The organism is Micromonospora sp. NPDC002575 (assembly GCF_042889525.1).
Taxonomy (GTDB): Bacteria; Actinomycetota; Actinomycetes; order Mycobacteriales; family Micromonosporaceae; genus Micromonospora; species Micromonospora carbonacea.
In genome coordinates this window covers 61,561-82,621 of the sequence record NZ_JBIARA010000016.1, presented here as the reverse complement: position 1 = coordinate 82,621, position 21,061 = coordinate 61,561, and the positions used below count along the sequence as shown (strand labels likewise).

General features: G+C 76.0%; 16 protein-coding genes and 1 pseudogene. 12 read left to right on the top strand and 5 right to left on the bottom strand.

Annotated elements, in window-relative coordinates; translation table 11 throughout:
* The first annotated feature begins 198 nt into the window (after positions 1-198).
* The 7 genes from ACFYWL_RS22825 to ACFYWL_RS22795 are packed head-to-tail and all read left to right on the top strand — an operon-like array spanning position 199 to position 9,653.
* Positions 199-2,001, top strand: coding sequence for a hypothetical protein (locus ACFYWL_RS22825; RefSeq protein ID WP_386975832.1), 1,803 nt, complete (start codon positions 199-201; stop codon positions 1,999-2,001).
* A complete protein-coding gene (locus ACFYWL_RS22820; RefSeq protein ID WP_386975829.1) occupies positions 1,998-4,520 on the top strand; it encodes a protein kinase in 2,523 nt (840 codons plus the stop codon). Before ACFYWL_RS22825 ends, ACFYWL_RS22820 begins: the two co-directional genes overlap by 4 nt.
* 34 nt (positions 4,521-4,554) lie before the next feature.
* Positions 4,555-5,796, top strand: a complete 1,242-nt coding sequence (locus ACFYWL_RS22815; RefSeq protein ID WP_386975826.1) for a hypothetical protein — start codon at positions 4,555-4,557, stop codon at positions 5,794-5,796.
* Complete coding sequence (locus ACFYWL_RS22810; protein WP_386975823.1) at positions 5,793-7,643, top strand: AAA family ATPase; 1,851 nt, start codon at positions 5,793-5,795, stop codon at positions 7,641-7,643. The genes ACFYWL_RS22815 and ACFYWL_RS22810 overlap by 4 nt, the downstream gene beginning before the upstream one ends.
* Positions 7,640-8,284 (top strand): 4Fe-4S single cluster domain-containing protein, encoded by a 645-nt coding sequence (locus ACFYWL_RS22805; protein WP_386975820.1) that lies wholly within the window; start codon positions 7,640-7,642, stop codon positions 8,282-8,284. The genes ACFYWL_RS22810 and ACFYWL_RS22805 overlap by 4 nt, the downstream gene beginning before the upstream one ends.
* Positions 8,272-8,901 carry an FHA domain-containing protein gene (locus ACFYWL_RS22800; RefSeq protein WP_386975817.1) on the top strand — a complete coding sequence of 210 codons (630 nt, stop codon included), beginning with the start codon at positions 8,272-8,274 and terminating at the stop codon, positions 8,899-8,901. Before ACFYWL_RS22805 ends, ACFYWL_RS22800 begins: the two co-directional genes overlap by 13 nt.
* Entirely contained in the window at positions 8,898-9,653 is a 756-nt protein-coding gene (locus tag ACFYWL_RS22795; protein WP_386975814.1) for a PP2C family protein-serine/threonine phosphatase, read from the top strand. Before ACFYWL_RS22800 ends, ACFYWL_RS22795 begins: the two co-directional genes overlap by 4 nt.
* Positions 9,654-9,660: 7 nt before the next feature.
* Here ACFYWL_RS22795 and ACFYWL_RS22790 read toward each other — a convergent pair whose 3' ends face one another.
* Positions 9,661-11,736, bottom strand: a complete 2,076-nt coding sequence (locus ACFYWL_RS22790; RefSeq protein WP_386975811.1) for an NACHT domain-containing protein — start codon at positions 11,734-11,736, stop codon at positions 9,661-9,663.
* Here ACFYWL_RS22790 and ACFYWL_RS22785 point away from each other — a divergent pair.
* The 4 genes and pseudogenes from ACFYWL_RS22785 to ACFYWL_RS22770 all read left to right on the top strand — a co-directional run.
* Positions 11,707-13,020 carry a CHAT domain-containing protein gene (locus tag ACFYWL_RS22785; RefSeq protein WP_386975808.1) on the top strand — a complete coding sequence of 438 codons (1,314 nt, stop codon included), beginning with the start codon at positions 11,707-11,709 and terminating at the stop codon, positions 13,018-13,020. The genes ACFYWL_RS22790 and ACFYWL_RS22785 overlap by 30 nt on opposite strands.
* Before the next feature lie 3 nt (positions 13,021-13,023).
* Positions 13,024-14,682 carry a CHAT domain-containing protein gene (locus tag ACFYWL_RS22780; protein WP_386975805.1) on the top strand — a complete coding sequence of 553 codons (1,659 nt, stop codon included), beginning with the start codon at positions 13,024-13,026 and terminating at the stop codon, positions 14,680-14,682.
* Complete coding sequence (locus ACFYWL_RS22775; RefSeq protein WP_386975802.1) at positions 14,679-15,827, top strand: hypothetical protein; 1,149 nt, start codon at positions 14,679-14,681, stop codon at positions 15,825-15,827. The genes ACFYWL_RS22780 and ACFYWL_RS22775 overlap by 4 nt, the downstream gene beginning before the upstream one ends.
* Before the next feature lie 83 nt (positions 15,828-15,910).
* A pseudogene (locus ACFYWL_RS22770) lies at positions 15,911-16,237 on the top strand (DUF2071 domain-containing protein); the annotation flags it as partial.
* Here the strand turns inward: ACFYWL_RS22770 and ACFYWL_RS22765 are convergent.
* The 4 genes from ACFYWL_RS22765 to ACFYWL_RS22750 are packed head-to-tail and all read right to left on the bottom strand — an operon-like array spanning position 16,227 to position 19,369.
* The gene (locus ACFYWL_RS22765) at positions 16,227-17,078 is read right to left on the bottom strand and encodes a VOC family protein (protein ID WP_386976098.1); all 852 of its coding nucleotides are present in this window, start codon (positions 17,076-17,078) and stop codon (positions 16,227-16,229) included. The pseudogene ACFYWL_RS22770 and the gene ACFYWL_RS22765 sit on opposite strands and share 11 nt — an antisense overlap.
* A gap of 38 nt (positions 17,079-17,116) precedes the next feature.
* Positions 17,117-17,434, bottom strand: coding sequence for a Dabb family protein (locus tag ACFYWL_RS22760; protein ID WP_178064475.1), 318 nt, complete (start codon positions 17,432-17,434; stop codon positions 17,117-17,119).
* 22 nt (positions 17,435-17,456) lie between these two features.
* A complete protein-coding gene (locus ACFYWL_RS22755; RefSeq protein WP_386975798.1) occupies positions 17,457-17,993 on the bottom strand; it encodes an aromatic-ring-hydroxylating dioxygenase subunit beta in 537 nt (178 codons plus the stop codon).
* On the bottom strand, positions 17,990-19,369 hold the full coding sequence (locus ACFYWL_RS22750) for an aromatic ring-hydroxylating dioxygenase subunit alpha (RefSeq protein WP_386975795.1): 1,380 nt from the start codon (positions 19,367-19,369) through the stop codon (positions 17,990-17,992). Before ACFYWL_RS22750 ends, ACFYWL_RS22755 begins: the two co-directional genes overlap by 4 nt.
* A gap of 347 nt (positions 19,370-19,716) precedes the next feature.
* Between ACFYWL_RS22750 and ACFYWL_RS22745 the strand changes: the two genes are divergently transcribed.
* Positions 19,717-20,823: an acetamidase/formamidase family protein gene (locus ACFYWL_RS22745; protein WP_386975792.1), complete on the top strand. Its 1,107-nt coding sequence runs from the start codon at positions 19,717-19,719 to the stop codon at positions 20,821-20,823.
* Positions 20,824-21,061: the final 238 nt, after the last annotated feature.

The window sequence follows — 21,061 nt, the reverse complement described above, 5'->3', positions numbered from 1 at the left end:
CTGCCACGCTGGCACGGCCGAAGCGCCGCACGCCTCTCTCCATGCCAACCGTTCGGATGATTCATGCTGCAACCGATGGGGCACATTCCCTGCCATCAGGTCGATGCCGCAGTGCGCGCCGCCGAAGATCAACTAGCGGTTGCCGGAAGGCGTTCCGCCGCCGAGCGAGTCGCGTTGCTGTGGAGGCTTTGCGACGCATTGCAGGGCCGATTCCTGTGCACCAATTCGGCGGCCGACCTGAATAGCGCGATCGACGCGGTGCGGGCCGCGCGGGAGCTGGTGCCGAGGGCCCGGCCGGAGGCGCGGCTGGTCGCGATCCGGCTCGCGTCGCTGCTCGGCATGCGCGCCCGGCCCGACGACGAACAGGAGGCGTTCGCGGTGCTCGTCGCCGCCCAGCGGACCGTGCGCCCGGGCAGCGGGGAACACGCCGCCATCGACTTCATGACCGCCGCCCTGCTGCTCCCGCGCTACCTGCGCCACCGGCGGGAGGAGGACCTGACGGCGGCCGTCGAGCGGCTGGAACGGGCGATGCCCGTCCTCGACGGGGAGGCCGCCCGGGACCGGCCGAACCCGCAGCACACGGCGGTCATGGCCACCATGGCCGGCATGGCGCGCTTCCATTTGGCGCTCGCCCACAACAGCCGGCAGGGTGGCGGGCCCGCCGACGAGGAGGCCGAGCAGCGGATCGTCGCCCTGCTCGCCGAGGCGGAGCGGCTGTCGCCGCAGACGACCTCCATGGCGGGCATGCTGCACCAGGTCCGCGCGTTGCAACGGGGCCTCGTCCAGGGCGAGTCGGCGGACCCGATGGCCATGGCCGAGCAGGTCTCGATCGGCGACGACGTGCCCTTCCCCGTGGCGACCGGGCTGCTCGGCAGCACGGCCGGCGCGATCCGGGCCGGCGGGCGGCTGGGTTCCTCCGGCGACCTGCAGGCGCTCGACGCGCAGATCGCCGCGTTGGAGGCCGAGCTGGCCGCCCCCGACCGGTACGAGCCCGACCCGGCGACGCAGCTCGTCACGCTGGCCCAGTGCTACCAGCTACGGGCCAGGACGAAGGGCCTGTCCGAGGACCCCTCGGCGGGCGTCGACCGGCTGCGGGCACAGGAGCTGGCGACCGAGGCGCTCGCCGCGGGCGGCGGCAGCCAGGACCAGGCCCGGCTGGTGCTGGGCGTCTGCAAGCTGGACGCCTACCGCCCCGAGCGGCCCGACCCGCAGGCGCTCGACGAGGCGGTCCGGCTGCTGCGCCGGGGCGCCGGCGGCAGCAGCCTCAGCCCGGCCATGCGCAACGCCGCCCGCGTCCCGCTGGCCGAGGCGCTGCTCGCGCGGGGCATGCTCGTCGGCGACGCGGACGAGGTCGACGAGGCGCTGGCCCTGCTCACCGCGCACCGCGACCGGCTGCCGCCGACGTCGTTGCAGCACGCGGTGGCCAGTTCCCGGGTCGCCGCCGCCCTGCACGTGCGCGCCGAGGCGACCGGGTCCACCGAGGACCTGCTGCACGCCGCCGACGCCTCCCGCCGGGCGACGGCGGCGATCGGGGAGCTGAGCCTGGTGTGGGCGTACGACACCGCCCTGTACTGGGCCGAGTGGTCCTGGCGGCACGGGCGCACGGGCGACGCCGCCGAGGCGTACCTGCTGACCCTGCGGGCGCTCAACCAGATGGCCCGCGCCCAGCTCAGCCGCGCGTACGGCGAACTGGTCCTGCGCCGGCGCACCCGCGGCCTGGTGGGTCGGGCCGCGCACGCGCTGACCCGCCGCCGACGGCTGCCGGAGGCCGCCGTGGCCCTGGAGTCGGGCCGGGCCGTGCTGCTGTCGGCCGCGCTGGAGCGGGACCTCGTCGGCCTCACCGGCGCGGAGCACGCCCCGGTGCGCGAGCGCTACCGCCGGGCGGTGGACCGGCTGACCGAGCTGGAGGACCGGGCGCAACGCGAGGCGTCGACGCGGGAGGACGGGGCGTCCGACGGGGCGTCCACGGAGGAGGAACAGACGGGGGAGGAACGGGTGTGAGCGACGTACCCACCCGGCGGGAGGGCCCGGGCCGGCAGGCCGCGCCCACCACCGCCGACCCGACGCCGGGCGTCGCCGCGGCCACCACCCGGGAGACGCCGCCGGCGACCCCGGCCGCCCCGGCGACCGGCGACGACAGCGGCCTGCCGCAGGGCGTGTCGGCGCGGTTCAGCCCGGTCCGCCACCTGGCCACCGGCGGGGAGGCGCACCTGGTCATGCTGGTCGAGGAGCGGGCCACCGGCCTGACCCGGGTGGCGAAGGTCTACCCCACCTCCGTGCGACCGGACCCGCGGCTGCTCGACGCGCTGCGCACCGCCGACGAACGGCACGTGGTCCGGATGCTCGACTACGGCACCGAGGTCAACCGGTACGGCACCCCCACCAGCTGGGAGGTGCTGGAATACCTGCCGCACGGCTCGCTGGCCGCGCTGGCCGACGCCCACGGCGGCCCGCTCCCGCCGCAGCAGGTGCGCCGGGTCGTCGCGGAGGTCACCGACGCCCTGGCCTACCTGCACGGGCGGCTGCGCCACGGCGACGCCACCGGCATCGCCCACCGCGACGTCAAGCCGGAGAACGTGCTGGTCCGCTCGCTGGACCCGCTGGAACTGGTGCTCTGCGACTTCGGCCTGGTCGCCGAGCTGCGGGCCACCCGGCGCAGCACCGGCCGGGCGGGCACCCCCGCCTACCAGGCCCCGGAGACGTGGTGGCAGAAGAGCCAGGAGCCCGCGCAGGACTGGTGGTCGCTCGGGGTCCTCGTCGTCGAGTTGCTCACCGGCCGCAACCCCAACAGCGGCGTGGGCGGCGACACCGCCAACGAGCGGACCATCTTCGCGCACATCGCCACCCACGGCGTCGACCTCAGCGGCGTCACCGACCCGGGCTGGCTGCTGCTGTGCCGGGGCCTGCTGACCCGGGCGCCCGAGCTGCGCTGGGGCGCGGAGCAGGTGCGGGCCTGGCTGGCCGGCGAGACGCCCGCCGTCGACGACCCCGACCCCGAACCGGAACCGGCGCAGCGGCCGGCGCCCCCGTTCGAGCTGGCCGGGCGGCTCTGCCGGACCCCGGAGGAGGTGGGCGTGGCGATGTCCGAGAACTGGCGGGCCGCCGTGGAGCTGTTCCGCCGCCGGGAGAGCCAGCTCGACCTCGACGACTGGCTGCGCGACAACTTCCCCCGGCTCGACCTGCCGACCAACCTGATGAAGTCGAAGGCCGCCGGGCGCGACGACGCCGCCGCCCGGGTCGTCCGCTTCGTCTCCCACGTCGCGCCGGAGCTGCCGGCCGTCTTCGCCGACGAACCCGCCGACGGGCCCGGCCTCGCCGGCCTGGCCGGGCGCGCCGCCGCCGGCGAACCGGCCGCCGCCGGGATCGTCGCCCGGCTCGACGCCCAACTGCTGCGGGCCCTGGCCCGGCACCGCTGCCGGGCGCACCCCGGCTGCGCCGACGGCCCCTGCGCGGTCCTCGCCGACGCCGCCGAACGGCTCGCCCGGGTCACCTCGGCCGTCGAGGCCCGCGCCGGTCAGCTCGCGGGCGAGCTGGCCGCCGGGGCCACGGGCGGCGGGCCGCGCGGCGCGCCCACGGAGCTGGACCAGGCGCTGCCGGTCGCCCGGGCCGTCGCGCTGCGGCTGCTCGTCGACCCCGACCACGGCGGCCGGCTGCGCCCGACGCTCGGCAAGCAGAAGGCCGCGCGCCGCTGCGGCTGGTGGGAGCGGCTGCGCGAGGAGGCCGGCTCCGCCGGCGACGACCGGCAGGTCGCCGCCGCCGCGCTCGCCGCCGCGCTGATCCCGCTGGCCACCGCGCGGGTGGCCGAGGAGAAGGCCCGCGCCGCCGAGGCCAGGCAGCGGGAACGCAACGCCGGCGCCGCCCGCACCGGCTGGGTGCCCCCGGCGCGGGCCGCCGCGCTGCGCAACGCCTGGCGGGACGCCGTGAACTACCTGCTCGCGGTCACGATCGGCTATCTCACCACGTTCGCCGCCGCCGCGTTCTGGACCCTTGGGGCGTTCCCCGACGCGTGGGCGCGGCCGGCGGTGATGCTCACCCGCGTCGCCGCCGTGCAGACCGCGATCGCGCTGCCCCTGCTGGCGTTGCTGGCCTGCCTGGTGATCTGCCCCGCCGACGCGGAGGCCGGCCTGCGCCGGGCCCGCCGGCTCTGCTGGGCCGCCGGGGCGGCGGTCTGGGTGCTGCTCACCGCCGACAACGGCACGTACGCGATGTTCCTCCAGTTCCCGGTGGTGCTCGACACCGGCGTACGGACCTGGCTGACCGACCTGGCCACCGGCTACGGCGACGCCTACCCGTACGTGGCCGGCATGGGCCTGCTGCTGGCGCTGTGGCTCGGCCGGCGGCTGGCCGCCCGCGCCTACCGCACCGAGGGCGGGCGGCTGTCCGGCCGCCTCCCGAGGGTCGTGCGCGGCACGGTGATCGCGCTGGTGGCCGCGCTGTACCTGCTGCAACCGGTCTACGTGTGGCAGGGATGGACGGTGCCGCTGCTGCCCGAACCCACCCGGGTGTGGTGGTTGGTGTGAACGTCGGTGAGGTCGTGATGGTGAGGAGGCCGCGATGAGCGGGATCACCGGCGCCCGGTACGTCGTGGAGACGGCAGCCGAGCGTCTCGCCCGCGAGCAGCGGGCCCAGTGGCAGCAGTTCGTGCAGGTCCGGGGCGAGTTGGAGGCGCTGCGCGCCGAGGCCGAGGCGTACCGGTCGGTCTACGGCAGCCGGATCAGCCGGGTCGCCGCCGGCGCCCGGGCCCGCCCCCACCACTCCCCGCGCCGGATCGCCGCCGCGACCGCCGACGTCGCCCTGCTGGTCGGCCGCGAACGGGAGCGGCTGCGCACCGAGGTCCTCGCCGCCTCCCGGCAGGACGTCAGCGGCCTGCTCGCCGCCCCGACCACCGGGGCGACGCGGCCGGCCCGGCCGCGCCGGCAGTGGGACGAGCGCACCGACGCCGGGCCGGACCCCCGCCAGCGCGACGACGCGGCGGCCCGGGCCCGGGCGCGTGACGACGCGGCGGCGCAGGAGCGGCTCCGGGCCCGCGCCACCCGGGCCGCCGAGCTGCTGTCCCGGCTGCCCGCCGCCACGCCCGACGAGGTCCGCGCGCCGTGCGCCGCGGCGGTCGCCGAGATCGCCGCCGGGGCCCCCGCCAGCCGCGCCCACCTGCTGCTGCGCGACCTGGAGGAGCGGGTGACCGCCCAGCAGCGGGCCGAGGAACGCGTCGCGCTCGCCCGCCGCGACCTGCTCACCATCGCCGCCCCGCTGGAGACCGTGCCCGGCGAGGCGGCGGCCCGGCTGCGCAGGCGGGTGGCCCGGCTCGTCGCCGACCGCGCCGACCACGTCCCCGACGGGCTGCGGGCCGAGGCCGACGAGGTCGTCGCGCAGGCCGACCGGGCCCGCCGCCGCAAGGCCGTGGCCGACGCCGTCCGGGTCGGCCTGACCGACCTGGGCTACCGCGTCGGCGACGGCTTCGACACGGCCCTGGCCGGCACCGGGGTGGCGTACGCGGCGATGGACGGCGACACCGGCTACGGCGTGAAGGTGCTGCTCGACCGGGACGACCCGGTGATCCGCACCCAGGTGGTCCGCGCCGGCGGCGCCCGGGCCGCCCGCTTTGACGACGCCGACGCGGAACGGAAGTTCTGCGACGACTACGAGGTGATCAAGCGGCGGGTGCGCCGCGCCGGCATCCCCCTCGACCAGTTCGGACAGGTCGACCCGGGCCGGCAGGCCGTGCAAATCGTCGCCGACGAGATGATCCCGGCCCAGGCCCACCGGGCCGCCGGGCAGCAGAGGGGGCAGGGGCTGTGACCACACCGCCGACCGACGAGACGGCCCAGCAGCCGGCGTGGCTGCGCGAGGTGAGCCTCGCGCTCTGCGCGCACCCGCAGGTCCTGCTCACCGGCAACGTCCGCGACCTCTACCGGCTGCCCGACCCGGAACGCGCGGGCGTCGTCCGGTTCATGGGCCTGGTCGAGGCGCTGTGGAGCGTCGCCCGGGCCCGGGGCTACGCCGCGCTGCTGACGTACTCCAGCGGCGTCGGCGTGGAGGTCGCCGCGCAGCTACCCGACGGCGGCGCGGCGGCGGCCCAGGCCGTGCTGCGCGACGCCGACGTCGAACCGAACCGCCCGCTGCACCTGGCCCAGGTGCGCGACCTGCTCGGCGCGGTGGTGGACATGCCCCGGCGGCGCGCCGCCGGCCCGCCCGTGGCGCTGGCCCTGGTCGACGCGGCCCGGCTGTTCACCGGCGAGCTGCTCTCCCCGGAGGAACGCCTCTTCCTCGCCACCGCCGACCGGCTCGCCTACCGCGCCACCCCCGTCGGCAGCGGCTACAACACCGTCTTCTGGGTGCTCGACCGCGAGCACGACCTGCCCTCGTGGTTCGCCACCGGCAACCACACCCTGCGGATCACCGCGATCCCCGAACCCGACCTGGCGGCCCGCCTCCAGACGGCCAACGACCTGGTCGCGACGCTGCCCGGGATGCCGCAGGACACCGACGAGCGGTGGGCCGTGGCCCGCCGGTTCGCCGAGGCCAGCCACGGCATGCGGCTGCGCAGCATGCGCGACGTGGTGCGCCTCGCCACCGCCGCCGGCATCCCCGGCCCCCGCGTCGACGACGCCGTCCGCGCGTTCCGGGTGGGCGTGCCGGACAACCCGTGGCAGAGCGCCGGGCTGCGGGAACGGCTCACCACCGCGCAGGAGGAGCTGAGCCACCGGGTGCTGGGGCAGCCCGACGCCGTCCGCCGGGTGCTGGACATCCTGGCCCGCTCCGCGACCGGCCTGGCCGGCGCGCACACCGGCGGGCGCAGCAAACCCCGCGGCGTGCTGTTCTTCGCCGGCCCCACCGGCGTGGGCAAGACCGAGTTGGCCAAGGCGCTGGCCGCGCTGCTGTTCGGCGACGAGAACGCCTACCTGCGCTTCGACATGAGCGAGTTCGCCGCCGAACACACCGAGGCTCGGCTGATCGGCGCGCCGCCGGGGTTCATCGGCCACGACGCGGGCGGCGAGCTGACCAACGGCATCCGGCAGCAGCCGTTCCGGGTGGTGCTGTTCGACGAGATCGAAAAGGCGCACCCCCGCCTGCTCGACAAGTTCCTCCAGATCCTCGACGACGGCCGGCTCACCGACGGCCGGGGCGGCACCGTCTACTTCACCGAGGCGCTCATCGTCTTCACCACCAACCTGGGGATCGTCATCCAGGACGAGGACGGCAAGCCGAAGGAGAACGTCACCCCCGCCCAGGAACTGCCCGACATCGAGCAGGGCGTGCGCCACTACATCGAGGTGTTCTTCCGGCACCTGCTGCGCCGGCCCGAGCTGTTCAACCGGGTGCAGCAGAGCATCGTCGTCTTCGACTTCCTGCGCCCCGAGGTGGCGGTGGAGATCGCCGACCGGGCGATCGGCCGGGTCGCCGAGGCCGTGCACCGCGCGTACGGGGCGACGCTGGAGTTCAGCGACGACGCCCGCGACGAGCTGCGCAAGGAAGCCACGTTCGACCTGTCCAACGGCGGCCGGGGCATCGTGTCGGCCATCGAGAGCATCCTGGTCAACCCGCTCGCCCGGGAGGTCTTCGCCAACCCGCCCGCGCCCGGGCAGACGCTGCGCGTCGCCGCGATCGCCCAGGACGGCCAGAACCGCGAGCTGGTGATGGAGTGAGGCTGCGACTGTCCCGGCTGCACCACCCGGTCACCACCCTCGGGCCGGGCCGCCGCGTCGGCATCTGGGTGCAGGGCTGCGCCATCGGCTGCCCCGGCTGCGTCTCCCGCGACACCTGGGTCGCCGAGCCCCGCCACGTCGTCGACGTCGACGACGTGCTCGGCCGGGTCGCCGCCCTCGACCCGGCCGGCCTCACCGGCGTCACCGTCACCGGCGGCGAACCGTCGGAGCAACCCGAGGCGCTCGCCGCGCTGCTCACCGGGCTCCGCGCGCTCGACGCCGGGCACGACTGGGACGTGCTGTGCTACACCGGCGTCGAGCTCGACGAGTTCCGGGCCCGCTGCCCCGGGGCGTACCCCATGATCGACGCCCTGATCACCGGCCCCTACCGCGCCGGGGAACCGACGGATCTCGTGTGGCGCGGCTCGGCCAACCAGCGCCTGGTGCCGTGCACGCCGCTGGGCCGACGCCGCTACGCGCCGTGGGTCGACGCCCGCCGCGACCGGCCCGAGCTGCAACTCCAGGTCGACGACGACCGGGTCTGGCTCGTCGGCATCCCCGGCCGCGGCGACCTCGCCCGCGTCCAGCGCGGCCTGGAGGCCCAGGGCATCCGGCTGGAAGGAGTGTCATGGCGGCCCTGATCTGCCCGAACCACGGGCCGCAGCCGGCCGGCGGCGCGTTCTGCCCCACCTGCATGGAGTTCCTCGTGCCGGAGTCCGCGACGCCGGACCCGGCCGCCGGGCAGGTGTGCCCCATCCCCGGCTGCGGCAACCAACTCGACGCCGACGGCCGGTGCCCCCTGCACGACCTCGGCGCGATGGCCACCGAGGCCGGCACCTGGGCCGGCGAGCCCCCGCCCGCGTGGCCGCCGGGCCGGCAGGACACCACCGACCGGCCCGCCGGCCCCGGCGCGCCCGCCACCACCCGCGACGCGCCGCCGGACACCACGGCGTACCGGCTGGAGTTCCCGTTCGGGCCGGTCGGCGTCGGCCGCGCCGAGGTCCGCATCGGCCGCGCCGACGACCTCGGCGACATCGCCGCCCGGCTGGCCGCGCACCACAACGTGTCCCGGCAGCACGCGCTGCTCTGGGTCGAGCACGGCGAGCTGTACGTGCAGGACCTCGGCTCCACCAACGGCACCTACGTCAACGACCGCCGCCTGGACCCGCACACCCGCCAGCGCCTCTTCGACGGCGACGAGCTGCGCCTGGCCAGCACCGTACGGGCCCGGGTGCGCCGCACCGGAGGAACCCCATGACCACACCCCCGCCCGACCCACGGGCCTTCGCGGCGGTACGGGTCTGCGCCGTCACCGCCCGCGGCGCCGTCCGGGCCGGCAACGAGGACGCCGTCCTCGTCCTCGACTGGATCAGCCAGTCCCCGCGCGCCCGCGTCACCGACCTCACCACCGCCTGGACCCCGCCCCTGGCGTGCGCCGTCGCCGACGGCCTCGGCGGGCACCGCGCCGGCGAACTGGCCAGCCGGCTCGCCGCCGCCGACCTCGCCAACCGCTACATCGCCTGGGACTCGCCCCGCGCCGTGCACGACGGGATCGTCGCCATCGGCCACGCCCTGCACGACACGGCCGCCCGGCAACCCGGCACCGCCGGCATGCGGACCACCATCGCGGGCGTCCTGCTCACCGGCGACGGCGCGTACGTGTTCAACGTCGGCGACAGCCGCGCCTACCGGATCACCGACGGCTACCTGGAGCAGCTCAGCGTCGACGACGCCGGCCCGGACGGGTCGACGGTCACCCAGTGCCTCGGCGACCCGCCCGACGCCCCCCTCGCGCCGCACGTCGCCCTGGCCGCGCTGGACCCGGCCGGCGTCCGCTTCCTGCTGTGCACCGACGGCGTCCACGGTCAGCTCGACGAGCGGCGTCTGCGCGCCATCTGCCGCACCGCCGACCCCCGGGCGCTGGTCGAGACGCTGCGCGACGAGGTCTACGCCGCCGGGGCCACCGACAACCTCACCGCCGTCGTCGTCGACGTCCTGCCCCGTGCGTGAGCAGGCGTCACGCGCCCGGGGCGGACAGGCGCTCCGCGCCCTGGGTGAGCAGGCGTTCCCGCAGGCGGGCGTGGCGGAACTGGTAGACGCCGCCGATCTGGCGCAGGACGCCGCGCCGGTGCGCGTCGTCCAGGAACGCCAGCAGCCGCCACGGCAGCTCACCCCGCGCCGCGAACCACGCCCGCGCCACCCCGAAGCGGCCCCACGCCGTGAACAGCACGCTCGCCCCGGCGGTCGCGGCGGCGACCGCGAGCCCGGTGCCCGCGCCGATCAGGGCCGCCGTGGTGACGCCGAGGATGCCGCCGCGCACGACGGCCTTCGCCAGCGCCGTGCGCCGGTCGGCGCGCAGCACCGCCAGCGGGCCCGCCGCGGCCGTCACGTCGGTCGGCACGTCCAGCCAGGCGTCCAGGAACAGCGCCAGCAGCAGCGCCCCGGCCGCCGCGACGGCCCCCGCGCCCCCGGCGGCCAGCCACCCGGCGGCGACGAGCGCCGCCCCACCGGTCACCCAACCGACCAGCCCGGGCGTGACCACGCCACGGCCGGGACTCGGCAGGCCCGCCGGGACGCCGCCGGTGCGCAGCAGGCGGGCCGCCTGCCGGTGCCAGCCGGCCCCGCCGCCGTCGTCGGCCGGCAGCCCGGTGGGCACCAGCGGCTGGCGGACCATCACGAACCCGCTGGCGACGGCGCCCACCACCGCGCCGACGCCCCCCGCGACACCACCCCCGAAGGACCCGGCCACCACGCCCAGGGCCACCGCGCCGAACACGCCACCGACCACGGCCGGCACGGCGCGCGGCGGCACGGCGGACAGCCGCCACCAGGCGATGTCCGGCCCGGCGTGCGCCGCCAGCCAGGCCAGCCAGGGCACGACCCGGGCCGCCGTCCGGGCCGCCCCGCCAGCGTGCTCGCTGTAGGCGACCGGAACGGCCCGGTCCAGCAGGTGCCCGGCCAGGTCGTCGGCCGTGCCGAACCGGCCCGGCTCCAACAGCGCCGCCGGGTCGGCCCCGGTGTCGCTGTAGGCGGCGCGGGCCAGCGACGTCATCAGCGGCGTGGCGAGCACACGGGCGACGAGCCGGGCCCGGTCGTCGGCGGGCGCGGCGGCGAGCCGGGCCAGCACCGGCTCCCACCCGGTCACCGCGGCCGGGCCGGAGGGCCTGGCGGTACGCGGCAGGTAAGCCGCCAGGTCCGCCACCTCCAGCGGCGACAGCCGCACCACGGCCGCGCCGGTGAGCACGTCGCCGCCGCGCACCGCGTCCAGGTACTGCGTGGTCCGGCTCGCCACCACGAGGCCCGGCAGCGCGGGCGACGCGGCGTTGAGGGCGAGCAGCGCCGCCGGGCGCGCCGCCGCCGGCAGCTCGTCGAGACCGTCCAGCACCGGCAGGACCCGCTCCTCGGCGAGCAGGGCCGCCGCCACCGTGCCGAAGTCCGGATGCCCGGCGGCCAACGCCGGATATTCGGCGGCCAGGCGGGCCACCAGCCAGTCGGCGAAGCCCGCACGGCCCGGGTCCCAGGACGTCACCGACAGCAGCACCGGCACCGGCTCGCCCGGCCCACCGTCGGCGATCAGGTCCAGCACCAGCCGGATCAGCAGCACCGACTTGCCGCCGCCGGCCGGCCCCAGCACCACCAGCCGCCGCGACGGGACCCGGCGGAACACGGCCGCGACCTCCGGCAGCCGCCCGGCGACGGCCACCTCCACCGCCACCGCGCCGGCCGCCGCCAGCCCGACGTTCGCCCAGTGGTCCTGGCCGCCCAGCCCGGCGGGAAGCGCCTCCCACCGCACGGGGATCGGCACCGGGTCCTGCACCCGACGCAGCGCCTCCTCCACCCGCCACTGCTGGCGCACGGCGGCCCGCAGCGCGCCCTGGTGCTCGTCGAGGGACCGCGCGGGCCGGCGCGCACGACCACCCCACACGGCGATCAGCAGCGTCGCCGCCGCGACCGTGAAGCTGCCGACGCTCGCCACCCGGTCCGCGGTCTCCAGGTCGGACCGCCAGATGACCCACCCGGCAACGAAGACGGCAACCGTGACGACGTACGGAACGAGGGGTTGATGACGGACCTTCGACAGGATTCGCCGCACGCGGTCCATGATGGCGGGCAGCGTCCAGACGCGCTCTACGACGAGCTGCGGGCCGCCCACGCCGAACTGCGGGCGGCCATCGGGGAGATCCAGCAGATCCCCGGCTACGAGCAGTTCCTCGCCCCCGTCGAGATCGGCGACGTCACGGGCGCGGCCGACCACCCCCTGGTGTACGTGACACCGGCCGACGACACCGGCCTCGCGCTCGTCGTGCGGGGCGCGGACATCGTCGACGTGCCGCTGCCGCACCTGCGGGCGGCCCGGGTGCACGAGTGGGCCGAACGGCACCGCGAGCACTTCCCCACCGCCGACGCCCCCGCCTCCCGCCGGGCCGCCTGGGACCGGCACCTGGCGCAGCTGTGCGACTGGCTGTGGGAGGCCGTCGCCGGGCCCCTGCTGACCGAGCTGGCCGGCGAGGCGCGGGCGTCGGTGGTGCCGTGCGGCCTGGTCGGGCTGCTGCCCCTGCACGCCGCCCGGCACGCCGACGCCACCCGGCCCACGGGCTTCGGCTACCTCGCCGACGCGCTCGCCCTCAGCTACGTGCCGAACGCCAGGGCGCTGGCCGCGAGCCGGCGGCGGGCCGCCGCCGCACCCGACGGGGGCCTGCTCGTCGTCGTCGACCCGCAGCTGTCCTACGCCCGGTGGGAGGGGGCCGCAGCCGCAGCCGCGTTCGACGGCCCCGTCACCACGCTCACCTGGCCCGACGCGACCGTCGCCCGGGTCCGCGCGGAGCTGCCCGCCGCCCGGGTCGCCCACTTCGGCTGCCACGGCGCCGCCGACCAGCGGGACCCGCTGCGCAGCGCCCTGCGGCTGGCCGGCGAGGCCCGGCTGCGGCTGGCCGACGTGCTGCCGCTGCGGCTGCGCACGCGCCTGGCGGTGCTGTCGGCGTGCGAGACTTTCCTGCCCGGCCTCGACCTGCCCGACGAGGTGATCTCCCTGCCGGCGGGCCTCGTGCAGGCGGGCGTCGCGGGCGTGCTGGCGTCGATGTGGCCCGTTGACGACCACGCCACCGCCCTGTTCATGACCGAGTTCTACCGGCGCTGGCGCGCCGACGACACCGCCCCGCCCGCCGAGGCGCTGGCCGGTGCCCAGCGGTGGCTGCGCGACGTGACCCCGGCGGAGCTGGAGGACCGCTGGGCCCGGGCCCTCGACGCGGGCGAGGCGTGGCTCCCGGTCGACGCCGCCGAGGCGCTGCTGCCGCAGGTGTTCCGCAGCGGCAGCGGTGACTCCCGCCCGTGGTCCGCGCCGTCGGTGTGGGCGGCCTTCGCGTTCACGGGGGCGTGAGCGGTGCCCGACGACACCTGGACCCTGCGCTGGGTCGCCGAGCAGGCCCGCGCCCGCCTCGGCGAGCTCGTCGCCGACGCGGAGGCGGCCACGCGCATCGACAAGCTGCTGGCCGAGGCCCTGGCCCGGCCCCCGGGGCCGCTGGCGGACCTGGCCATCGCCCGCGCCCTGCGCGGCGACCCCACCCTGGAACGGTGGGCGATGGAGACGGTACGCGCCGCCGAGAGCCGCTTCCGCGCGGAACCCGGCAGCGCACCGCCGGCGCGCTACCTGACCACGTCCCTGCCCCGCCAGGCCCGCACCGGCACCCGGTTCCCGCTGCACGTGACGATCAGCCGCGACGGCGGCCCCGACAGCGTCCCCACCCGGCCGTTCCCCATCCCCGACCGGGGGGTCGACGTGCTGGTCACGGTCGCCTCGCCGACCCTGTCGATCGAATCGGACGCCGTCCACGTCGTGCGGGTCCATCCCGGCGACGACCCCGACGGCGTCGTGTTCGTGCTCCGCGCCGCCGAGGAGGGCCGGCACGAGGTCACCGTCCGGGCCTTCCTCGACGGCGGCGGCAGCCAGGTCGCCGCGACCGTCCGCACGATCCTGGTCGCCGACTCGGCGTCGTACGCGCCGCCGCACCGCCTCGCCGCGCACGTCGAGCACCTCACCCCCCGGCCCGGCGAGGTGGCGCTCCAGGTCGACCGCCACCGCGACGGCTACGTCTTCCGGCTCGTCGGCCGCGACGGCCCCGCCGCCACAGCCCAGTCGATTCCCCGGGGGCTGCTCGCGGACCTGCTGCGCACCGTCAACGCGGCGGCCCGGGGCACCGGCGGACGGCCCGCCGCCGTGCGGGGCGAACTCGCCGGGTACGGCACGCTGCTGTGGCGGGCGCTGCCGCCGGAGATCGGCCGCGAGGTCGAGTCCCGGCTGGCCACGGCCACCGGCCTGACCATCTGCAGCGACGTCAGCGAGCTGCCGTGGGAGCTGCTCCTGCCGCCCACGTGGGACGAGTTCCCCGCCGAGCGGCTGGCGGTGATGCGGCAGGCCGGCGGACACTCCCCCGCCCGGTCGCTGGCGCTGACCGACGCGGTCTTCGTGCACGGCCGCAACCCGCCCACCGACGCGGTGGCCGAGATCCGGGAGGTCAACGCCCGCCTCGACGCCCCCGGCGCCCTGGTCACGTCGACCCAGGAACTCCTGCGCCGCATCGAACGGGGCGACTTCGGCCTGCTGCACCTCGCCTGCCACCAGGACCATCCCGGGGCGGACTCCGACGGCGGCGTGGCGATGGACGACGGCCGGTTCCGCCCCGTCGCGCTGGCCCGGGCCGCCGGCCGGGGCAGCCTGCGCGCCCGCTGCCCGCTGGTGTTCTTCAACGCCTGCCGCAGCGTCGACGGCGGCTCGTACGACACCCTGATGGGCGGCTGGGCCAACGAGTTCGTCCGCGCCGGCGCGGGCGCGTTCGTCGGCTCCACCTGGGCCGTACGCACCGAATCGGCGCACCGCTACGCCGACCGGTTCTACGCCGAGCTGCGTGGGGGCGCGCCGCTGGCCGCCGCGTCCTTCGCCGCCCGCCGGGAGCTGCTCGCCGACCCCGCCGACCCGACCGGCCTGGCCTACGCCGTCTACGGCGATCCGCAGGCCACCGTCCTGACAGGAGCGACCGCATGAGCGACAACCGGCCCGTCTTCGTGATCCACGGCATCGCCAACCGCGACCCGCAGGTGGTCGCCGGCCGGGTGGCGGAGCTGAGCGCCGCCGCCCTCGACCGGTGGACGATGCACTCCGCCTACTGGGGCGACCTCGGCTCGTCCACCCTCGGGGTCGAGCTGGCCATGCCGCCCGGCCCCGGGCAGCCCTGGGACGTCCGCGACGGCGAGCCGCCGCCGGCCACCGACGACGCCGGCCTGGGGCTGGCCGGCCCGGTCCCGTTGGCCCCCGCGCAGCGGCTGGAGCTGGTCCGGGCGCGGGCCCGGCAGACGCTGGACCCGCCGCTGGTCGAGTCGCGGGGCGCGCCGCCGGACGTCACCGACGAGGTGCTGGACGCGATCGCGCAGGAGTGGCCCCGGACCCGGTGGCTGCGCCACGCCGACGACCCGACGCTGCTGGCCGAGGTGGGCGCGGCGCTCGCGGCGGCGGCGCTGGATGCCGTGGGCGACGCCGGCCACGAGGTGCGCGACCCGGGGACGGTCCGCCGCGTCATCCGCCGCCGCCTGCCCGAGCTGGACCGGGTGGCCGGCGCGGCGGTCGGCGCCGCCGGGGAACGCTTCTACACCTGGGCCCGGATCGCCCGTGCCCGGTACGTCGCCCTCACCCTCGGCGACGTGCTGGTCTACCAGCGCCACGGCGAGCGGATCCGGGCCCGCATCCGCGAGCAGATCACGGCCGTCGCCGGGAAACGCGCCGGGCGGGAGGAGCCGGTGCACCTGATCGGGCACAGCCTCGGCGCGGTCATCGCGCTGGACCTGGCCACCGGCGACGACCCGGTACGCACGGCGGGGCTGGTGACGTTCGGCTGCCAGTGGCCGCTGTTCCACCTGTTCGACCCGCGCGGCGGCCAGCTCGCCCCGTACGACGGCAGCGGGCCCGTGCTGCTGCCGGACTCGCTGGGCCGGTGGGCGAACCTGTGGCATCCGCTGGACCCGCTGGGTTTCGTCGCGAGCCGGCTGTTCCGCTGGGCGGACGGCGCCACGCCCCGGGACGTGCGGGTGGAGCACCTGCTGTCGGACCAGCTCTACACGCACTCGGCGTACTGGACGAACCCCCGGCTGGTCTCGGTGCTGCACGAGACGTTCGCCGAGCCGGAGGCCCGGTAAGCGGGCGCGGTGGCCGGCGCGGTGGTGCGGGCGGGGCCACGCCGCGCAGAGCGTCCTAGGAGGATGGCCTGGATGGGGTGGGCGACGGGGCGGCCCACGTCGGCCTCGTCGGCTTCCGGATGGTCGGGCTGGGCCTCGGCCGGGGCCCGGGGATTCCCTACCTCGGCACCTTCTGGGAGACCAACGTCCGGCTCTACTCCGTCGACGACGCCGGGCGGCGGGCCGTGGTGTTCCGGTCGCTCGACGCCTCCCGGCTGGTCCCGGTGCTCGTCGCACGGGCGAGCCTGCGGCTGCCGTACCTGTGGTCGAGGATGCGGCTGCACCGCGACGGCGACACCCTGACGTACCGCTGCCGGCGTCGCTGGCCCGGCCCGGCCGGCGCGGCGAGACGCGGTGGGGTCAGAACCGGCCCCAGTCGTCGGCGGCGGGCCGCCACACGTCGATGTTGCGCGGGTCCACCGACATGCGGCGGGCCCGGTGGGTCTCGTGCTCCTCGGGGGTGAAGACCCGGTGCCGGTCGCACAGCTCGTAGCGCGGCCCGTGCACGGGGTCGTGCATGTAGAAGGCGATCGACGTCGACGCGGAGTGGTTGACCAGGTCCGAGGCGATGGGCACCCGCTTGTACTGGGCGCGCGCCCGGCCGCGCATCACGTGGTCGAAGCTCTTCATCATGAAGCACAGGTGCGCGACGTAGAACTCCTTGTTGCGCTGGATCGCCAGGCTGTGGTGGTAGCGGTCCTCGCTGCGCAGGAAGGCCGTCACGTCGCCGACGTAGTCGGAGACGAGGAAGCCGAGCACCTCGGTGTAGAAGCGCAGGGTCTCCTCGTACTTGTCGGTGGCGAGGAACGGGTGCACCAGGTCCAGCGGGCGCAGCTCGATCAGCGGCGGCTCGGCGTACTCGGCGAACTCGGTGAACAGCTCGACGATCAGGCTGTTGGGGTCCTTGACGGCGAAGCCGCGCTGGACGAGGCCCTTGACCCGGTCGGCCAGCTCGAACACCTCGTGCCCGGCCGCGGTGACCCGCTCCCGCAGGTCGTCGAGGACCGCGTCGGACTCGACGCTGAAGCCGACCGCGGTGGTCCAGGAGACCTCCCGCTGCGGCGCGGCGACCAGCTCGATGCTGTGGTGCTCGATGTCGGCGCGCAGGAAGGCGTACTCGTCGTCGTGCTGCTCCAGTTGCAGGCCGACGTGGTACTGGAGGAACTCGACGGAGGCGGCCAGGTCCGGCACCTCGATCCGGGCGTACTCCATGCCGTACGGCCCGCGGCGGCGGGCGGCGGCCTCGGTGGTCATCTGCTACCCCTCTCGGTGTGCTGGTGGTCCCCCACGGTGGGGAAGCTGACGATGGCCTGGCGCTCGACGACCGGACGCCAGCGTTCCCGGACGAACCGCTCGTGCGAGTCGCTGTGCAGGTAGTCGAGCAGGTCCTGCTCGGTGGGGAACTCCACGACGAAGCCGTGGCTCATGGTGTCGTCGCGGGTGCTGACGTTGGCCCCGCTGCGCCAGTTGCGCATCGCCGGGTACCGCGACGGGAACGTTTCCAGCTCGGCCAGGACGGACTCGGCCGCGCCGGGCGGCAGGTCGTCGCGGAAGCGGAACACGAGCATGTGGGTGATCATGGCGGCCGGCTCAGAGGATGAAGCTGAGTCGGGCGCCGGGGTCCATGGACTCCATCACGGGCACGGCCCGCCGCACCCGGAACCGCAGCCCGTCGGGCTCGACCTTGAGCACGTGCTCGTAGCGGCCCACGTAGGTGTAGGCGCCGCCGTCGCGGTAGCGGTGGATGACGAAGTTCGCGGTGATCCAGACGGTCTCCGCGCCGGCCTCCAGCAGGATCACGTTGGACACCATCCGGTGGGTGCGCGAGTGCGGGTTCTCCGCGTGCGCCTTGCGGCTCTTGAGCCGCTTGACCCGGGCCCGGATCAGCTCGTAGTCGTCGGCGACGAAGTATCCGGCGGTGGTGGCGTCCCAGCCGGCCCAGTCGGTGGTCGGCACCTCCAGCCGGCCGCCGGGCTCGAAGAGGGTGAACCACTCGTCGAGGCGCCACTCGTCGAGCAGCTGGGCCTCGCGGTAGAGGAACTCCTCCACCTCGGCGCGGGTGACCTCGCGCGACTCCACACTCACCACTCCCCCACGGCTGCCGTTGGTCGACGTCACGGCGCTCACTCCCCCGCCTTGGCGGCGGCCGGGCCGCTCGCCGGGGCGCCGGCCGGCGGCGCGCCGGCCACGCTGGTGGACGCGCCGACGACGTGCGCCCAGTGCCGCCAGAAGCTGCGCATCGCGCCCTCGTCGATCGAGCGCCCCTGGTTGCCCTGCTTCTCGTTGGCCATGCCGCGCGACATGTCGCTCCAGTCGTGGGCGGGGTCGGCCGCGTCGGCGGTGGCGACGATGCCGCGCTGCACCGCCTCGTACGCCTCGATGTCGTCGGGGGTGGCCAGGCCGCCCGGCCCGACGAAGCTGACCATCGTCTTGATCCGCAGCGCGCGCACCGACTCCGGCTCGCCGACCTCGACGAACTGCCACGCCCGCACGTCGGTGCGGTCGGCGGCGACCGGTTCGAGCTGCCGGATGGTCAGCGCCTCCAGGTCGAACAGCAGCAGGTTGGGGAAGACGAACAGGATGCGGCTGGCGTCGGAGACCTCGGCGGCGAGCTCGGGCCCGAGGCGGGCCTCCATCTCGCGCCGCTTGGCGACGGTGCGCTCCTTCTCCTCCTCGCCGAAGCGGGGCTCCCAGACCATGCCGATGCGGCCGTTGTGTCCGGTGAGGACGAGCAGGCCGTGGCCGCCGCCGAGGTCGTAGGCGTACTGGTCGTCGTCGGTGACGGCGAAGCCGGTCTCGCGCAGGTAGCCGACGAACGTGTTGTGCGTGGGGGCGAAGTGGTAGCCGTCCATGGCGTTCTCGACGGCCAGCTTCCAGTTGCCCTTGACGCTGTAGAGCTGCACCCCGGGCAGGGTGGTCATGCCGCGCTCGCCGATCTTGGCGGTCAGCGACATGTAGTGCGCCGCCGGGCCGAGGTGGGTCAGCAGGTCGGGGACGTCGGGGTCGAAGGCGATGAAGACGAAGCCTTCGTGGATCTGGAGGCGGGGCACCTGACGCAGGGCCATCGACGCCCGGAAGGCCGGGTCGTCGGGGTACGCGTCGTCGCCGGGCAGCGCGGCCAGCTCGCCGGAGTTGCTGAACGCCCAGGCGTGGTAGAAGCACTGGAAGAACTTGGTGTTGCCCTCGCTGTGCCGGCACAGCACGGTGCCCCGGTGGGTGCAGGAGTTGAAGAAGACCCGCACCTCGCCGTCGGCGTCGCGGCAGAAGATCAGCGGACGTCCGCCCAGCGTGCGGGTCTTGAAGTCGCCCGCCTTCGGGATCTCCGTCTCGTGACCGAGGTAGAGCCAGGTGTGGCCCCAGATCCGCGCGATCTCCTCGGCGAACACACCCGGCTCGCGGTACGCCGAGCGGTGCACGCGGAACCGCAGCGCCTCCCAGTCCTCGTCGATCATCGCGCCGTCACCGGGTGCACCGAGCGGGCGTACCGGCGTCTGCTGCGCCATCACCTCACCGCCTTCTACGTCATGCGAGACAGCGTCTCGCACCACGATGCTGCTATCCGGCCCCGCCACCTGTCAAGAGCAGGAGATACTCCGGCACCGGGTTACTCGCTGTTAATACGGACGCAACACGCAACGGCGGTTTCGTTGGCCACGATGCCGAACGTCGACAGGGCGCGGCCACTCCGCTGCGCCGCGAGTACGGGCCGCTGCGTCGCGGCCCGCGCACCCGCGGTCCGCACACCCGCCGCACGCCACCGCCATCTGCCGCCGCCCGCCGGCGGCCCCCGCGTCACCAGCCGCGCCACCCATCGCACCGCCAGCCGGTGTCACCCCTCCCGGAGGATCCCATGCTCCAGCCGCACGAAGGCCCGATCGCTGGAACCCACTACCTGCCGAGCACGCCCGACACCTGCCTGTGGGGCCGGCTGCCCGCCCGCCGGCACGAACCCGTGCTGCGGATCCGCTCGGGCGAGACGGTGACGATCGACACGCTCAGCCACGAGGGCATCCTGGAGGACCAGGGCCGCGACCCGGTCGCGTACCTCAAGCAGTTCGACGTGCCCGCCGACGGGGTCCTCGCCGACGCCCGCGACCTGGCCGCCTCCGACGTCGCCCACGACTACGACGCCGACGGGCCGCACGTGGTCACCGGGCCCATCGCGGTCGACGGGGCCGAACCGGGCGACGTGCTCCGCGTCGAGGTCCTCGACCTGCTCGTCCGGGCCCCGTACGGCTTCGTCAGCAGCCGGCACGGCTACGGCGCGCTGCCCGGCGAGTTCCCGCTCACCCCGGTCGACACCGGCGCGGGCGGCGACGTCCCCCGCGCGTACGGCAGCGTCTGCCACTTCACCGAGGTGGTCAGCAGCGGCGGCCGGCTGTACGGGACGCTGCCGTACGGCGACGGACGGGCCGCCCGCTTCCCCCTCGCCCCGTTCCTCGGCCTGATGGGCGTGGCGGTGGACACCGACGACGCGGTGCACTCCGTGCCGCCCGGCGCGTTCGGCGGCAACCTCGACATCAACGAGCTCCAGATCGGCTCCGCCCTCTACCTGCCGGTGCAGTTGCCCGGGGCCGGTTTCTACGCCGGCGACCCGCACTACGCCCAGGGCGACGGCGAGGTGGCGCTGACCGCCCTGGAGGCGCCGCTGCGGGCCACCCTGCGGCTGTCGGTCGTGCCGCAGGCGCAGGCGGGGATCCTGGGGGTCGCCGACGGCCCCTTCGCCGAGACCGCCACCCACTGGCTGCCCGTCGGCCTGCACAGCGACCTCGACGAGGCGATGCGCCGGGCCGTCCGCGCCGCCGTCGCCTTCCTCGCCCGCACCCAGGGCATGCCGCCGCAGACCGCCCTGGCCTACCTGAGCGCCGCCGCCGACTTCGAGGTCAGCCAGGTCGTCGACGGGGTGAAGGGCATCCACTGCCTGATCCGCAAGGCGGACTTCCCGGCGCACGTCTGAGCCGGGCGGCGGGCGGGCACGGGACGGGCCTCCGAGCCGGTTTCGGCCCGCCCGCCCGCCCAGCCCGGCCCGCCCGGCCGCCTCCCGGCAGCGCCGCCGGGGCTGGCGGAGCCACCCGGCCCTAGCGGGCCGCCCCGGCGCGTGACACGTCGTCACAAGCCGCCGTGGTGCCGCATCGCCGTCTTCAGCCCTTTGCTCTGCACCCACATACGCGACAGTTGACCCTCAGTCACGGGCC

Coding starts and splice junctions, on each gene's coding strand:
- ACFYWL_RS22815 (WP_386975826.1), top strand. CDS start 4,555: ATGAGCGGGATCACCGGCGCCCGGTACGTCGTGGAGACGGCAGCCGAG.
- ACFYWL_RS22800 (WP_386975817.1), top strand. CDS start 8,272: ATGGCGGCCCTGATCTGCCCGAACCACGGGCCGCAGCCGGCCGGCGGC.
- ACFYWL_RS22795 (WP_386975814.1), top strand. CDS start 8,898: ATGACCACACCCCCGCCCGACCCACGGGCCTTCGCGGCGGTACGGGTC.
- ACFYWL_RS22785 (WP_386975808.1), top strand. CDS start 11,707: ATGACGGACCTTCGACAGGATTCGCCGCACGCGGTCCATGATGGCGGG.
- ACFYWL_RS22775 (WP_386975802.1), top strand. CDS start 14,679: ATGAGCGACAACCGGCCCGTCTTCGTGATCCACGGCATCGCCAACCGC.
- ACFYWL_RS22765 (WP_386976098.1), bottom strand. CDS start 17,078: ATGGAGTACGCCCGGATCGAGGTGCCGGACCTGGCCGCCTCCGTCGAG.
- ACFYWL_RS22760 (WP_178064475.1), bottom strand. CDS start 17,434: ATGCTCGTGTTCCGCTTCCGCGACGACCTGCCGCCCGGCGCGGCCGAG.
- ACFYWL_RS22750 (WP_386975795.1), bottom strand. CDS start 19,369: ATGGCGCAGCAGACGCCGGTACGCCCGCTCGGTGCACCCGGTGACGGC.
- ACFYWL_RS22745 (WP_386975792.1), top strand. CDS start 19,717: ATGCTCCAGCCGCACGAAGGCCCGATCGCTGGAACCCACTACCTGCCG.